Consider the following 13,811-nt stretch of genomic DNA (forward strand, 5'->3'; position numbering starts at 1 on the left):
ATTTATGGCCGATATTACTCGTGAAGATGAATGGGTGATGGAAAAGGGAATTGTAGCGAAGATGTATATGACTCCCCGGCAAATTAAATCTTACCGGGAGGGGCGATGGATTGAAGGGGTTCATTATAAGAAGCACCCACCTGACCCCAAAGCTTCAGAAGGAAGAGTGACGCTTCTCTACAACTACACCAGGATTAATAGGCTCGTTGGAGAAACTTAATGAATATGCCTGCTGGCGTAGAGCTGCATGGGAAGGGTATAAGGATTAGCTTTCTATATCGCGGCATACGTTGCCGCGAAGTTTTGCGAGGCTGGACTGTATCAAACAGTAATATACGGAAGGCTGGTAATCTCCGCGCTTTAATTGTAAGTGAAATTCAGCAGGGTAAATTTGACTACGCAGAGTATTTCCCCGAATCAAAAGCGCTTAAAAAATTCACTACGACACAAAAAATTAAAACCTTTGGTGAATTGTGCGAAGTGTATCTGGATGCAAAAAAACTTGAGGTATCGGCAGCATCGTATAAAGGATCTGAGTCACGCGTAGCTACCCTTTCCGCCATCGTCGGAAGAAATACTCTAATTGCTGACATCCAGCATACAGACCTGCTGAACTACAGGAATACGCTGTTAACTGGCGATACCATTAGCGATCATGCACCCTGGCTACAAAAAAAAGGCCGCGCTGTATCCACGGTCAATGGCCTGATGAATAACCTGACTGCATTACTCAAACTGGCAAACCTGAGCGGCTTTATAAGCCATACCCCGCATGACGGGATAAAGATGCTTAAGCGCTCCAGGCGAGACCCGGATCCGCTCCTCCAGAGTGAGTATGAGGGTTTTATAAACGCCCTCCCGCAGAGGCATGCTCTGCTTTGGACAACGGCCATCTTTACCGGCCTTCGTCATGGAGAACTCACAGCGTTAGCCTGGGAGGATGTAAATCTTGATAAAGGTGAATTGTATGTCAGACGCAACCAGACGAATGAGGGGCTATTCGTTCCGCCCAAAACCGAAGCGGGGATCAGAACGGTAACTCTGCTTAAACCTGCACTGGGTGCTCTGCGCGAACAATTCAAGCTAACAGGTGCATTAAGCAAAACTGAAATCACCTTCCATCACCGTGAACATGGCTTAACTGAACAACAAAAATTGCGGTTTGTGTTTGTCCCGCCAAAAAACTGGCGCGGGGAAACGAAGTATTATGGATCTCAGTCTCTGGGGTATAGTTGGGAGGCAGGGTTAAAGAAGGCGGGGATTAGAAGCAGGCGCCCGTATCAGTCACGCCATACATTTGCATGCTGGCTTTTAACTGCCGGTGCCAATCCGTCGTTTATCGCCGGACAGATGGGCCACGAGAACGCGAAGATGGTTTATGAGATTTACTCGAAGTGGATCGGTGAAATGAATCGTAACCAGGTAGACATGCTGAACGACAGCTTTTCTGACGTAGTGTCCCATGGGTGCCCCAAACGCAAGGTAGTGGGTATAAAAAACCTTTAATTACAGTCAAATAAAAAGAGTTGCCGGAATATTAACTTTATCCCAACATGATCGCCGATCGCGCTGCAACGGCAGTGAAACAAACTCAGGAGCGAAAATGATTACACTGTGGGGACGTAATAACTCGACCAACGTGAAGAAAGTACGCTGGGTGCTGGAGGAGTTGGAACTGCCTTATCAGCAGATCCTCGCCGGGCTGGAGTTTGGTCTCAATCATGACCCGGAATATCTGGCGATGAATCCGAACGGACTGGTGCCGCTGTTAAAGGATGATGCCACCGGGGTGGTACTGTGGGAATCAAACACCATTATTCGCTACCTTGCCGCCCAGTATGGCGTTGACCGTCTGTGGCTGGCCGCGCCGGCGCAGCGCGCGCAAGGGGAAAAGTGGATGGACTGGTCCAACGGTACCCTCTCTCCCGCCCATCGCCCGGTGTTAATGGGCCTGGTCAGGACGCCGCCGGCGCAGCGCGACCCGGCGGCCATCGCCGCGGGGATCGGCGCCTGTGAATCGCTGTTTGCCATGCTCGATGACGAACTGGCCAAAATGCCGTGGCTCTCCGGGGAACAGTTCGGCCTTGGCGATATTGCCGTTGCCCCCTTCGTCTACAATCTGCTGTCGATCCTCGATAGCTGGCAACCGCGGCCCCATCTGCAGCGCTGGTATCAGCAGATTAGCCAGCGTCCCGCCTGGCGCGAAGTAGTGCAGATCCCGGTGACCTGAGGTTAATTCTCCGGACTCAAGCGCAACAGCTCGCCGTTAGACTCGTCGGTTAAAACGTACAGATAGCCGTCGGGTCCCACGCGAACGTCGCGGATACGCTTCCCGCGCGCCTCCAGTAACCTCCCCTCCTCGCGGACCTGATTACCATCAACCGATAAGACGATAAGCGACGTCTCCTTCAGCGCGCCGATAAACAGCTTATGCTGCCACTGGGGAAAAGTCTGCGCCGCGTAAAAGGCCATCCCGCTCACGCCGGGGGAGACCGGCCAGACATACAGGGGAGGCTCGGTACCCGGGGCCGTTTTGCCCTTCGCCTCCGGGATCGGCTGACCGCTGTAGTTAATGCCATGCGTCGCCAGCGGCCAGCCGTAGTTTTTCCCCGCCTGCGGGATGTTAATTTCATCTCCGCCGCGCGGGCCATGCTCATTGAGCCACAGCGCGTCGCTCCATGGGTTCATCGCCATGCCCTGCGGATTACGGATGCCGTAGGCCCAGATCTCCGGCCTGGCGTCGGTCCGGCCGACAAAAGGGTTATCCGACGGGACGCCTCCGGTTTCCGTCAGGCGGACCACTTTCCCCTGCAGCTTGCTGAGATCCTGGGCAGTGGGGCGCTGATTGTTTTCTCCCAGACCGATAAACAGATATCCTTTGCCGTCGAAGACCAGCCGGCCGCCGAAATGGTTGCCGACGGAGAGCTTCGGCTGCTGGCGAAAGACCACGGTAAAGTTCGACAGCTGCGTGGCATCCTCGCTTAACCGCCCGTAGCCTACCGCAGTGCCGGCTTTGCCGCTGGCGTCGCTTTCCGCATAGCTCAACCATACCCGCCGTGATTGGGCGAAATCCGGGGCCAGCGCCACATCCAGTAAGCCGCCCTGGCCGTTGGCCCATACCTGCGGCACGCCGGATATCGGTGCCGACAGGCCTTTACCTGGCTGCCAGCGCTTCAGCTCGCCGCCACGCAGGGTAATCAGCATACCCTGATCGTCGGGGAGAAACGCCAGGCTCCACGGATGTGCCAGCCGGTTTTGCAATACCTCAACCCGCACCGCGGCCTGGCTCAGGGCTGGTAGCGCTAAGGCGCTCAATAGCAACAGCAGTGGGATCGGACGCATGGCATTCTCCTTTCGTCAGCTCTGGGCTAAAGGGTAGCCAGCGGGGAAATTTGCGCGGGGATTTTTACATAACCTTTAACAGGGGAAGCGTTCACTTCCCCTGGGTTGCAGCCGATCAGGCATGAGTGATTGGCGCCAATTTATTCAGTTTATGAATATTTGAAGTCAATCCCGTCAGACAGCGTTCTAGCTTCTCTACGTTAACAGCGATGTACAGTGGACAATCATGATGCCCACTCATCAGGCATACTGCCGCTGCGGCGACGGACTCGCCGGCCAGACGAAGGGCCTCCTTTTCCTCCGGTGAAACAATATGCTGCAGGCGCGGCGCCTGCGCACGCATTTCACGGCAAAGCTCAAACAAGTTTTCACGCAGATGGTCATTTTCGCTGACTGACATGTAGCCTTTGGCCTTTCGCAGCTGCAGATAGGCATCAATATCAATATTGGCATTGATGAGCTTCTGCAAAAGGTGGCGGTACAGTCTGTCAACGGTCATCACGGTTCCTCCTCTGTCGTCCTTTACCCTTTCCATAATACGGTTATTTTTTGTGCAAAATGATGCGCCAGGTCAATTATTACCAAGCCTTTAACACCCTTTACAATGTGACAACTTTACGGTTTTGTAGGTTATATAACAAATAAAATGTAATACGATCACAATTAATTCCACAATGAAATCAAATACAGTTTAGTGCCATTTTTGAGTCAATTAGTGCCAATAAGATCACAATACAGCATAAACACAGTTGCACAACTGGCAGTCAGGATGTCATAACAAATAATTAATGTGATACGTATAACACAAAAGAAAAACAGCGAGCGCGTGGCGTACTTCGCTGATAATCTCTCTGCTCGTTTGCAAGGAACTGAACCATGACGTCCGGTAAAAGAAACTACCTTCTGTTGAGTCTTTTCGATTTCCTCTACCTGTTCGCCTGGTCGTCGACCATGGCTTTCTTTGTCATCTGGACCACCCAGCATCTAGGTATCAGCGCGACGAAAACCGGCCTTCTCTATTCGGTGAATGCCTTCATCGCTCTGCTGATGCAGCCTTTCTTCGGCTACATTTCCGATAAGTTCGGCCTGAAAAAACGGCTTATCTGGCTGCTGGTGGCACTCCTACTGCCGGTGGGACCTTTCTTTATCTACGTCTACGCGCCGCTGCTGGTGCATAACTTCTGGTTCGGCGCCCTGCTCGGGGGGATCTATCTGGGGATTATTTTTAATTCCGGCTGTGGGGTGATCGACTCTTACATCGATAAGATTTCTCGCCGCTACCAGTTCGAATACGGTCGGGTGCGGATGTGGGGCTCGTTAGGCTGGGCGGCGGCAGCCTGGATTGTAGGTAAATATATCGACAGCAATCCTAATCTGGCCTTCTGGCTCGCCAGCCTCGCCATCGTCATCGCCGCCATCTGCTTTATGCTGACCAAAATTGAATTAACCGACGCCGATGTGGCGCGAAGCGAGTCGCTGAAGGTCTCCCATGCCCTTGAGCTGGCGAAGAATGGTCAGTTCTGGATGCTGCTGCTCTTTACCCTCTTCGTCACGCAAATTTACGACACTTACGATCAGCAATTTGCGCAATACTTCTCACTGCAGTTCCCGACGCCGGAGGAAGGCAACCGCTGGTACGGGATCCTCGCGTCCATTCAGGTCTGCGGCGAAACCCTGTTCCTCTGCCTGATGCCATGGTTTGTTAACCGGACCGGCGCTAAATGGGCGCTGATCATCGCCGGGTTAATCATGTCGGTACGTATCGTCGGGTCAGCCGTGCCCCTCGGCCCGGTGTGGATTGGTGCGGTGAAAATGATGCATGCCCTGGAGAAACCCTTAATTCTGGTGTCCGTCTTTAAATTCATCGCCGCCAACTTCGACCATAAACTCTCGTCAACCGTCTATTTACTGGTGCTGTTTGTCGCCTCGATCGCCACCGCCATCTACTCCCCGCTGGCAGGCTATCTGTACGATACCATTGGCTTCGCCAACACCTATCTGATCCTCGGCGGCATTGCCGGGCTCTTCACCCTGATCTCCATCTTCACCCTGCAGGATAAGCGCGAACCGAAAAAGCCCGACGCGACCCCCTCAGACGCCGTGACGTCGGCACAATAACCCGCCAGGCCGGGCATTATCTGGTGCGCGCCACTAACGGCTTTTGCAGGAGCGTTTCCAGCACCCGCAGCGGCGAAAGATGCGGGTTAGTCATCGCGCTTACCGGCAGCAGGAACGTCTGTTCAAGCAGATACTGGCCGCGCATCGCCGCATGCGGGGTCTGATCGGAAAAGCAGATCCAGGTGCTGCCAGCGGCAAAGTCGATCTCCTGCTGCACCCCCTGTCGTTGGTACTCAGGGGCGCTTTTCATCGCATCGTGCAGGGCCAGCATCAAATGATCGTAATGGCTGCGCCGGGTTTTGGTGATCCCCAGGGCCGACTGCAGCCAGGCGCCAAACGGCGACCAGGGTTTCAGCTGCGGCAGGAAGCGCGCCGCGAGGGTATCGAAATGCTCCCCCGTTCGCCAGGTGCGGGGTTCGCCGCGGGGGTGAATATTGCAAAAGACGCGCAGAATACGCTCACCATTGACCGGTCGTGACGGAAAAGCATCCACATGCAGACGGGAGTCATCTTTGCGCCAGGAGGTCTTCTCCCGCCAGGCGGTGATGGGATGCAGGCGCAGACTGGTTTGCGGATGGTGCAACGCCTCGCCATAGCCTGGCAATAACGCGTCGATCAGCTGCAGCGTCATCTGATGATAACGCGCCAGCAGCCGGGCGACGGCGGCGGTTTTTTGCTGATCGGCAACGCCTTTGAGCGTGCGCGAGTCGGGTTGATAACTGATGTTCTTGCGCCGCGGCGCGACCAGCTCGGGCGTGAGCAACCCCTGCTCCGCCGCGGTTAATGAAAAGGCCAGCTGCGGCAGATAGAGCACATTCCCCTGCTCAAGGGAGCGTTGGATCTGCGGCGGCTGCGGGGGGATCTCCAGATTACTGAACGGCAGGGTGGCAATTGCCACCGGTGCACTTATTGGTGTCATTTCCTTGCCTCTTCTCCTCGCGGTCATCGAGGTGTTTAGTAAAGAAATTGTTATATTTTTGTAGAATACAACGTAAATAACCGCCGTTTTTATCAGGAATGGCGGTTTACGCACAACCAAACCGCCAGGATGCGCTTCAGCCGAGCGCTTTTTCACCATTAACCGCGACGGAGCTATACTCTTTTTCGCAAAGATCTGTAGAATTCCTGCCCTGACCATTCCAATAATTGAACACTTTTTAAGCTATGAGCAATGTCACGCATCAGCCGAAAATCGGCTTCGTCTCCCTGGGCTGCCCGAAAAACCTCGTGGACTCAGAGCGTATCCTGACCGAACTGCGCACCGAAGGTTATGACGTCGTACCCACCTACGACAACGCCGATATGGTGATCGTTAACACCTGCGGCTTTATCGACAGCGCTGTGCAGGAATCGCTGGAAGCGATTGGCGAAGCGTTAAAAGAGAATGGCAAGGTGATCGTCACCGGCTGTCTCGGCGCGAAAGAGGATCAGATCCGCGAAGTACATCCGAAGGTGCTGGAGATCACCGGTCCGCACAGCTATGAGCAGGTGCTGGAGCACGTCCACCACTACACGCCGAAGCCGAAGCACAACCCGTTCCTGAGCCTGGTGCCGGAACAGGGCGTTAAGCTGACCCCGCGTCACTATGCCTACTTAAAAATCTCCGAAGGCTGCAATCATCGCTGCACCTTCTGCATTATTCCGTCTATGCGCGGCGACCTGGTGAGCCGTCCGATTGGCGAAGTGCTGGCGGAAGCCAAACGCCTTGCTGACGCAGGGGTGAAAGAGCTGCTGGTCATCTCGCAGGACACCTCCGCCTATGGCGTCGACGTTAAGCACCGCACCGGTTTCCACAATGGTATGCCGGTGAAGACCAGCATGGTCAGCCTGTGCGAAGAGCTGGCGAAGCTCGGCATCTGGGTGCGCCTGCACTATGTCTACCCGTACCCGCACGTTGACGATGTGATCCCGTTGATGGCGGAAGGCAAGATCCTGCCGTATCTCGATATTCCGCTGCAGCACGCCAGCCCGCGAATTCTGAAGCTGATGAAGCGTCCAGGCTCGGCGGATCGTCAACTGGCGCGTATCAAGCAGTGGCGCGAGATCTGCCCGGATCTGACCTTGCGTTCCACCTTCATTGTGGGCTTCCCGGGCGAAACGGAAGACGATTTCCAGATGCTGCTCGACTTCCTGAAAGAGGCGCGTCTCGACCGCGTCGGCTGCTTCAAATACAGCCCGGTTGAAGGCGCCACCGCCAATGAGCTGGCGGATCAGGTGCCGGAAGAGGTGAAAGAGGAGCGCTGGAACCGCTTTATGCAGCTGCAGCAGCAGATCTCTGCCGAGCGTCTGCAGGAAAAAGTGGGTCGCGAAATCCTGGTGCTGGTGGATGAAGTTGATGAAGAAGGCGCCATTGGCCGCAGCATGGCCGACGCCCCGGAAATCGACGGCGCGGTCTACCTGAACGGCGAAACCCGCGTTAAGCCGGGCGACGTGGTGCGGGTGAAAGTCGAGCACGCCGACGAATACGACCTGTGGGGAACCCGGGTCTAGTCCAGCTTCCCGGATAGCGGCTTAGTGCATTCCCAGCCTACGGGGTCCTCCCGTAGGCTCCCCCCCCAGGCCCGCGCAAGCACAGCGCCGCCGGGCAAGCATTGATTACTTCCAGGCAGACCTGTTACATCGTTATTTTGCCGGGTGGCGCTACGCTTACCCGGCCTACAGTGCGTGCGATCTGTCGTTAATTTATTCACCATTGTTGCTGAAACTGCCGGTGCTGGCGGCCTCAACATCGCTGAGACGTTCCCGGAAGGCCGGGGCAGCCCGCATGGATGCGGGCTGAGGGCCGTGTTTTGCACGGACGCTGCCTCGGCCCGACCCGAAGCCTGCAGGGATAAGTCGAAGGGACCACGCAGTGGCGATTTTGCTGGCCGGAGCCCGGGGGTACAGGGGGCGGCGGCGACTGGCCGCCCCCTGTGCGCTCCCTGCGCCGTAAGAGACATAACGCAGAAGACTAACCGGGAGCGCAAACTACGCTGAAGCCACAAATAATATAAAGCACCGCACGGCGGTGCTTTCCCTCACCCTACCCCTTTAACTTCGGATCCAGCGCATCGCGCAGACCATCGCCCAGCAGATTAAACGCCAGCACGGTCACGAAAATCGCCACCGCCGGAAACAGCGCCACATGCGGGGACATCACCATATCCGCCCGCGCCTCGTTAAGCATCGCGCCCCACTCCGGGGTGGGCGGCTGCGCGCCAAGGCCGAGAAAAGACAGGCTGGCCGCCGAAATAATCGACACCCCAATACGCATTGTGAAGTAAACCACGATCGATGACACCGTCCCCGGCAGGATGTGGTTGAAGAGGATGGTGGCGTCGCTGGCGCCGATGCTGCGCGCCGATTCAATAAAGGTCTGCTGCTTTAACACCAGCGTATTGCCGCGCACCAGACGGGCGAATGCCGGGATCGAGAAGATCGCCACGGCGATGATCACGTTGGCCATCCCGCTGCCCATGACGGCAACCACCGCGATCGCCAGCAGGATCCCTGGAAAGGCGAACAGCACGTCGCAAAGTCGCATAATGAGCCGGTCCCACCAGCCCTCATAGTACCCGGCCAGCAGCCCCAGCACCGTGCCGATAGCCGCGCCAATCAGCACCGCCAGCACCCCGGCTGCCAGCGAGATCTGCGCCCCGACCAGCACCCGGCTGAAAATATCCCGCCCCAGGGAGTCGACACCGAACCAGTGCACCAGCGAGGGCCCCTCGTTAAGCCGATCATAGTCAAAATAATTTTCCGCATCGTACGGCGCTATCCATGGGGCAACGATGGCTACCACAATCAGCAACAGCACGAAAATACCGGCGCCCATCGCTACCGGCTGGCGACGAAAGCGCCGCCAGAACTCATGCCATGGGGTATGGATCTCGCCGGGTCTGATACCCGGCATGGCGTTCAGCGCCGCCTGCCTTCTCCAGTTGAGCAATCGCACCTTACTTATACCTGATAGCCGGGTTTATGGCCGCGTACAGCACATCCACCACTAAATTGATAAGAATAAACTCCAGCGAAAAGAGCAGGACTTCCGCCTGAATCACCGGGTAATCGCGCATTTCTACCGAATCGACCAGCAGTCGCCCCAGCCCCGGCCAGTTGAAGACCTTCTCCACGACGATCGAGCCGCCGAGCAGGAAACCGAACTGCAGCCCCATCATGGTGACCACCGGGATCATCGCATTGCGCAGACCATGCTTAAGCACCACCCGCGTTTCGCTCACTCCTTTCGCCCGCGCGGTGCGCATATAGTCTTCATGGAGCACATCGACGAACGATGCGCGGGTAAAGCGCGCCATGACCGCCGCCACCGCCGCGCCAAGGGTTAGCGAAGGCAAAATATAGTGCCGCCAGCTGTCGGCCCCCACCGTCGGCAGCCAGCCCAGCTCGACAGAAAACACCTGCATCAGCAGCATACCGAGAGCAAAGGCCGGAAACGAAATACCGCTCACCGCCAGCGCCATCCCCAGGCGATCAGGCCAGCGATTACGCCACACCGCGGCCGCGATCCCGGCCGCCATTCCGAACAGCACCGCCCAGCTCATGCTGGCCAGCGTCAGCCATAGCGTGGGCATAAAGCGGCTGGCTATCTCGCTGGCAACAGGACGCCGCGAGGCCATGGAAATACCAAAATCGCCGCGCAGTACGCTGGTGATATAGTGCCAGAACTGGACATGCAGCGGCTGGTCAAGCCCCAGCTGCTGGCGCACCATCGCCACCACCTGAGCGTCGGCCTCCGGTCCGGCAATCAGCCGCGCCGGGTCACCGGGCAGCATATGCACAAACAGGAACACCAGCACCGCAACGATAAGCAGGGTGGGGATCAGCCCCAGCAGGCGCTTAATCACATAATTCAGCATCTCCCCCTCCCATCCCGGGAGAGGGAACGCATGAGGATAGACATGATCACTGCGTCAGATCCGCCTGCTCGAAGCTAAAGCCGGTATCCGGCTGGATATAGAAACCGGTGAGGTTCTTGCTGTGGGCGGAGACCAGTTTCTCGACCACCAGCGGCACCCACGGCGACTCTTTCCAGATAGTATCCTGCGCCTCTTTATAGAGTCTGGTTTTCTCTTGCGGATCGGTGGTTTTCAGCGCCTCGCTCAGCGCTTTATCCACCTGCGGGTTGCTGTAAAACGCGGTGTTAAACAGCGTCGGCGGCCAGTTTTGTGAGGCGAACAGCGGCGACAGCGCCCAGTCGGCTTCACCGGTGGAGGCGGACCAGCCGGTATAGAACATCCGTACCCCGCTCTCTTTCTGCCCTTTGCCTTCCACTTCCGCCGCCCGCTGACCGGCGTCCATCGCCGTCACCTGTGCCTTAATCCCCACCTGCGCCAGCTGCTGCTGGGTGAATTGCAGCACTTTCTGCGCGGTGCTGTGGTTATGGGACGACCATAGCGTGGTACTGAAGCCGTCAGGATAGCCGGCCTCTTTCAGCAGCTGGCGCGCTTTCGCCGGATCGTAGGGCCAGGCGGTGTAGGTCTGGGCGTAGGCAATCGACGGCGGCACCACGCCGGTTGCCGGGGTGGCGTATCCGGCAAACGCCACCTTGACCAGCGCCTGACGGTTAATCGCATAGTTGATGGCTTCGCGCACCTTCGGGTTATCGAACGGCTTCTGCGTCACGTTCATGCTGATGTAGCGCTGCATGATCGACGGGCTGGCCACCAGCTCCAGTTTGCTGTTTTTTGCCAGCAACGGCGCCTGCTCGTAAGGGATCGGGAAGGCAAACTGCGCTTCGCCGGTCTGCAGCATCGCCGCCCGGGTGTTGTTATCCACCACCGGACGCCAGGTGATGGAATCCAGCTTCGGCAGGCCCGGCTGCCAGTAACCCTCGAACTTGCTGACCTTCACGAAGTCCGTCTGGTTCCAGGTGTCGAGCTTATATGGCCCGGTACCCACCGGATGGAAGCCAATATCCTTGCCATATTTTTTCAGCGCCGCCGGCGAAATCATTGCCGTCGCCGGGTGGGCAAGAATATTAATAAACGCCGAGAACGGCTGCTTCAGGGTGATTTTGACCGTGGTCGGATCGACCGCCTCAGTGCTGGCGATATTTTTATACAGGTTATAGCGCTTGAGATGGTTATCCGGGTTGCTTGCGCGGTCGAGGTTCGCCTTGACCGCCTCGGCGTTAAAGTCGGTGCCATCCTGGAATTTCACCCCGCTGTGCAGCTTGATGGTGTACACCAGACCGTCCGGCGATACGGTATAGCTCTCGGCGAGGACGTTTTGCAGCTTCATCTCTTTATCAAGGCCGAACAGGCCTTGATAAAAGGACTTCGCTACCGCCTGCGACAGCGTATCGTTGGCGTCATAGGGATCAAGGGTTGTGAAGTTGGATCCTACCGCCACCACCACATCTTTGGCGGCAAAAGCGGGCGCGCTCGCCAGCACTGACGCGATACTCAGCGCCAGCCACCATTTGCGTGAAACAGGTTGTGTCATCGTGTTCTCCTGAAAAGGTGCATTATGTGTTGTTATGTTCAGCCCAGCACATCGGCGGATTCACGGGCAACAAAGTGGCCCGGCCCTACCTGCTGCAATGGCGCGCTGGCGATCTCTTCGCCCCGCTTATAGATATTCCCCGGGACGTCATCCGACAGCAGGATCCGCTGCGGATGACGAAAGGTCGGGTCGGCCACCGGTACGGCAGCCATCAGCTTACGGGTATAGGGGTGCTGCGGGTTTTCAAACACCGCGCGGCGGGGGCCTATTTCGACAATCCGACCACGGTACATCACCGCCACGCGGTGGCTGATGCGCTCCACCACCGCCATATCATGGGAAATAAACAGAAACGCGATGCCCATCTCGCGCTGAAGGTCGAGCATCAGATTAATTATCTGCGCCCGAATGGAGACATCCAGCGCCGATACCGACTCATCGGCTATCACTACCTTCGGATTTAGCGCCAGCGCGCGGGCAATGCAGATCCGCTGCCGCTGGCCGCCGGAAAAGGCGTGGGGGTAGCGCCAGGCATGCTCCGGCTGCAGCCCCACCCGCTTCAGCAGCCAGGCAACCCGCTCGCGCGCCGCCTCGCCGTGCAGCAGCCCGTGGACCCGCAGCGGTTCCATGATCGAGTCACCGACCGTCTGACGCGGATCAAGCGAAGCGTAAGGATCCTGAAAAATAAACTGAATATTGCGCCGCAAAGATTGCAGCTTGCTGCCGGAGAGGGTATCGATTCGCTGGCCGTCGAAGGTAATGTTCCCCCCCTGGGTCTCCACCAGTCGCAGCAGCGCCCGGCCGGTGGTCGACTTGCCGCAGCCGGACTCGCCCACCAGCGACAGGGTTTCCCCCGGCCAGAGATCAAAACTGACCTTCTCCACCGCATGCACTTCGCGCGTCACGCGGTTGAGCCACCCGCCGCGCACCGGAAAACGGACGACCAGGTCGCGCACCTGCAGGATCGGCTCGCCGGCTGCCACCGTGTCAGATGTTTCGCTCTCCGCCAGCGGCTGGCCCGGCAACGGAAAACGGCGCGGCAGATCCCGGCCGCGCATCTCCCCCAGCCGCGGAACCGCCGCCAGCAGCGACTGAGTATAAGGGTGCTGCGGCGAACGAAAGATCTCCTCAACGCTGCCGTTCTCTACCGCCTCGCCGCGATACATCACCAGCACCCGATCGGCGATATCGGCCACTACGCCCATATCGTGGGTAATAAAGATCACTCCCATCGCCATCTCCTTTTGCAGGACGGCAATGAGTTGCAAAATTTGCGCCTGGATGGTGACATCCAGCGCGGTGGTTGGCTCATCCGCAATCAGTACCGCTGGCCGGCAGGAGAGCGCCATGGCGATCATCACCCGCTGGCGCATGCCGCCGGAGAACTGGTGCGGATAGCGCGAGAGCATCTCTTCCGCCTGGGGAATACGCACCTGGTCGAGCATCTTTTTCGCCGCGCGCAGCGCCTCTTCGCGCCCCAGCCCCTGGTGCAGGCGCAGGGATTCGGCGATTTGTTCGCCGATAGTAAACACCGGGTTCAGCGAGGTCATCGGCTCCTGAAAAATCATCGCCAGATCCGCGCCGCGCACCCGGCGCATCTCGGCGTCCGTTTGCTCATTGAGCGCAATCACCTGCCGGTTACGGCGCCGCAGCCACAGCCCCTCGCTGCTCACTTCGCTGCTGGCGGCGTCGAGCAGGCGCATCAGCGCCAGGGCGGTCACCGATTTTCCCGAACCGGACTCGCCCACTATCGCCAGCGTCTCGCCGCGGCGCAGGCTGAAGGAAAGCTGACGCACAGCCTGCACCTCAGGCGCATCCTGTTGGCGGAACGCGACGTTCAGGTTGCGCACCACCAGTACCTCGCAGGTATCCGTTTCGTGAGTTTGCGGCACTCTCCCTCTCCCTTG

At 57.6% G+C, this 13,811-nt stretch carries 12 protein-coding genes; 5 read left to right on the plus strand and 7 right to left on the minus strand.

Annotated features, from left to right (window positions below; all coding sequences use genetic code 11):
• Positions 1-4: 4 nt before the first annotated feature.
• The 3 genes from xisR to B8P98_RS19255 all read left to right on the plus strand — a co-directional run bounded on the left by xisR (position 5) and on the right by B8P98_RS19255 (position 2,230).
• Positions 5-220, plus strand: a complete 216-nt coding sequence (xisR, locus tag B8P98_RS19245) for an excisionase family protein (protein WP_095033349.1) — start codon at positions 5-7, stop codon at positions 218-220.
• Complete coding sequence (locus B8P98_RS19250; protein ID WP_095033350.1) at positions 220-1,506, plus strand: site-specific integrase; 1,287 nt, start codon at positions 220-222, stop codon at positions 1,504-1,506. Before xisR ends, B8P98_RS19250 begins: the two co-directional genes overlap by 1 nt.
• 97 nt (positions 1,507-1,603) lie before the next feature.
• Positions 1,604-2,230: a glutathione S-transferase family protein gene (locus B8P98_RS19255; protein WP_025713824.1), complete on the plus strand. Its 627-nt coding sequence runs from the start codon at positions 1,604-1,606 to the stop codon at positions 2,228-2,230.
• A gap of 2 nt (positions 2,231-2,232) precedes the next feature.
• Here B8P98_RS19255 and B8P98_RS19260 read toward each other — a convergent pair whose 3' ends face one another.
• Together B8P98_RS19260 and bssR are read right to left on the minus strand one after the other, a co-directional pair.
• Positions 2,233-3,342 (minus strand): PQQ-dependent sugar dehydrogenase, encoded by a 1,110-nt coding sequence (locus tag B8P98_RS19260; RefSeq protein ID WP_025713823.1) that lies wholly within the window; start codon positions 3,340-3,342, stop codon positions 2,233-2,235.
• Between the two features lie 115 nt (positions 3,343-3,457).
• Positions 3,458-3,841: a biofilm formation regulator BssR gene (gene bssR / locus B8P98_RS19265; RefSeq protein ID WP_025713822.1), complete on the minus strand. Its 384-nt coding sequence runs from the start codon at positions 3,839-3,841 to the stop codon at positions 3,458-3,460.
• Between the two features lie 377 nt (positions 3,842-4,218).
• Between bssR and B8P98_RS19270 the strand changes: the two genes are divergently transcribed.
• The gene (locus tag B8P98_RS19270) at positions 4,219-5,460 is read left to right on the plus strand and encodes an oligosaccharide MFS transporter (RefSeq protein ID WP_025713821.1); all 1,242 of its coding nucleotides are present in this window, start codon (positions 4,219-4,221) and stop codon (positions 5,458-5,460) included.
• Positions 5,461-5,476: 16 nt separating this feature from the next.
• Here the strand turns inward: B8P98_RS19270 and B8P98_RS19275 are convergent, their stop codons facing one another.
• Complete coding sequence (locus tag B8P98_RS19275; RefSeq protein ID WP_095033351.1) at positions 5,477-6,379, minus strand: Kdo hydroxylase family protein; 903 nt, start codon at positions 6,377-6,379, stop codon at positions 5,477-5,479.
• A gap of 245 nt (positions 6,380-6,624) precedes the next feature.
• On the opposite strand from B8P98_RS19275, the gene rimO reads away from it, so the two are divergent.
• Positions 6,625-7,950: a 30S ribosomal protein S12 methylthiotransferase RimO gene (gene rimO, locus B8P98_RS19280; protein WP_025713819.1), complete on the plus strand. Its 1,326-nt coding sequence runs from the start codon at positions 6,625-6,627 to the stop codon at positions 7,948-7,950.
• A gap of 532 nt (positions 7,951-8,482) precedes the next feature.
• Here rimO and gsiD read toward each other — a convergent pair.
• The 4 genes from gsiD to gsiA are packed head-to-tail and all read right to left on the minus strand — an operon-like array spanning position 8,483 to position 13,796.
• Entirely contained in the window at positions 8,483-9,394 is a 912-nt protein-coding gene (gene gsiD / locus B8P98_RS19290; protein ID WP_025714160.1) for a glutathione ABC transporter permease GsiD, read from the minus strand.
• A 1-nt stretch (position 9,395) separates the two neighbouring features.
• Positions 9,396-10,316 (minus strand): glutathione ABC transporter permease GsiC, encoded by a 921-nt coding sequence (gene gsiC / locus B8P98_RS19295; RefSeq protein WP_025714159.1) that lies wholly within the window; start codon positions 10,314-10,316, stop codon positions 9,396-9,398.
• Positions 10,317-10,362: 46 nt separating this feature from the next.
• A complete protein-coding gene (gsiB, locus tag B8P98_RS19300) occupies positions 10,363-11,904 on the minus strand; it encodes a glutathione ABC transporter substrate-binding protein GsiB (RefSeq protein WP_095033353.1) in 1,542 nt (513 codons plus the stop codon).
• A gap of 38 nt (positions 11,905-11,942) precedes the next feature.
• Positions 11,943-13,796, minus strand: coding sequence for a glutathione ABC transporter ATP-binding protein GsiA (gene gsiA, locus B8P98_RS19305; RefSeq protein WP_095033354.1), 1,854 nt, complete (start codon positions 13,794-13,796; stop codon positions 11,943-11,945).
• Positions 13,797-13,811: the final 15 nt, after the last annotated feature.

The sequence above is a fragment of the Klebsiella quasivariicola genome (genome assembly GCF_002269255.1).
Taxonomy (GTDB): Bacteria; Pseudomonadota; Gammaproteobacteria; order Enterobacterales; family Enterobacteriaceae; genus Klebsiella; species Klebsiella quasivariicola.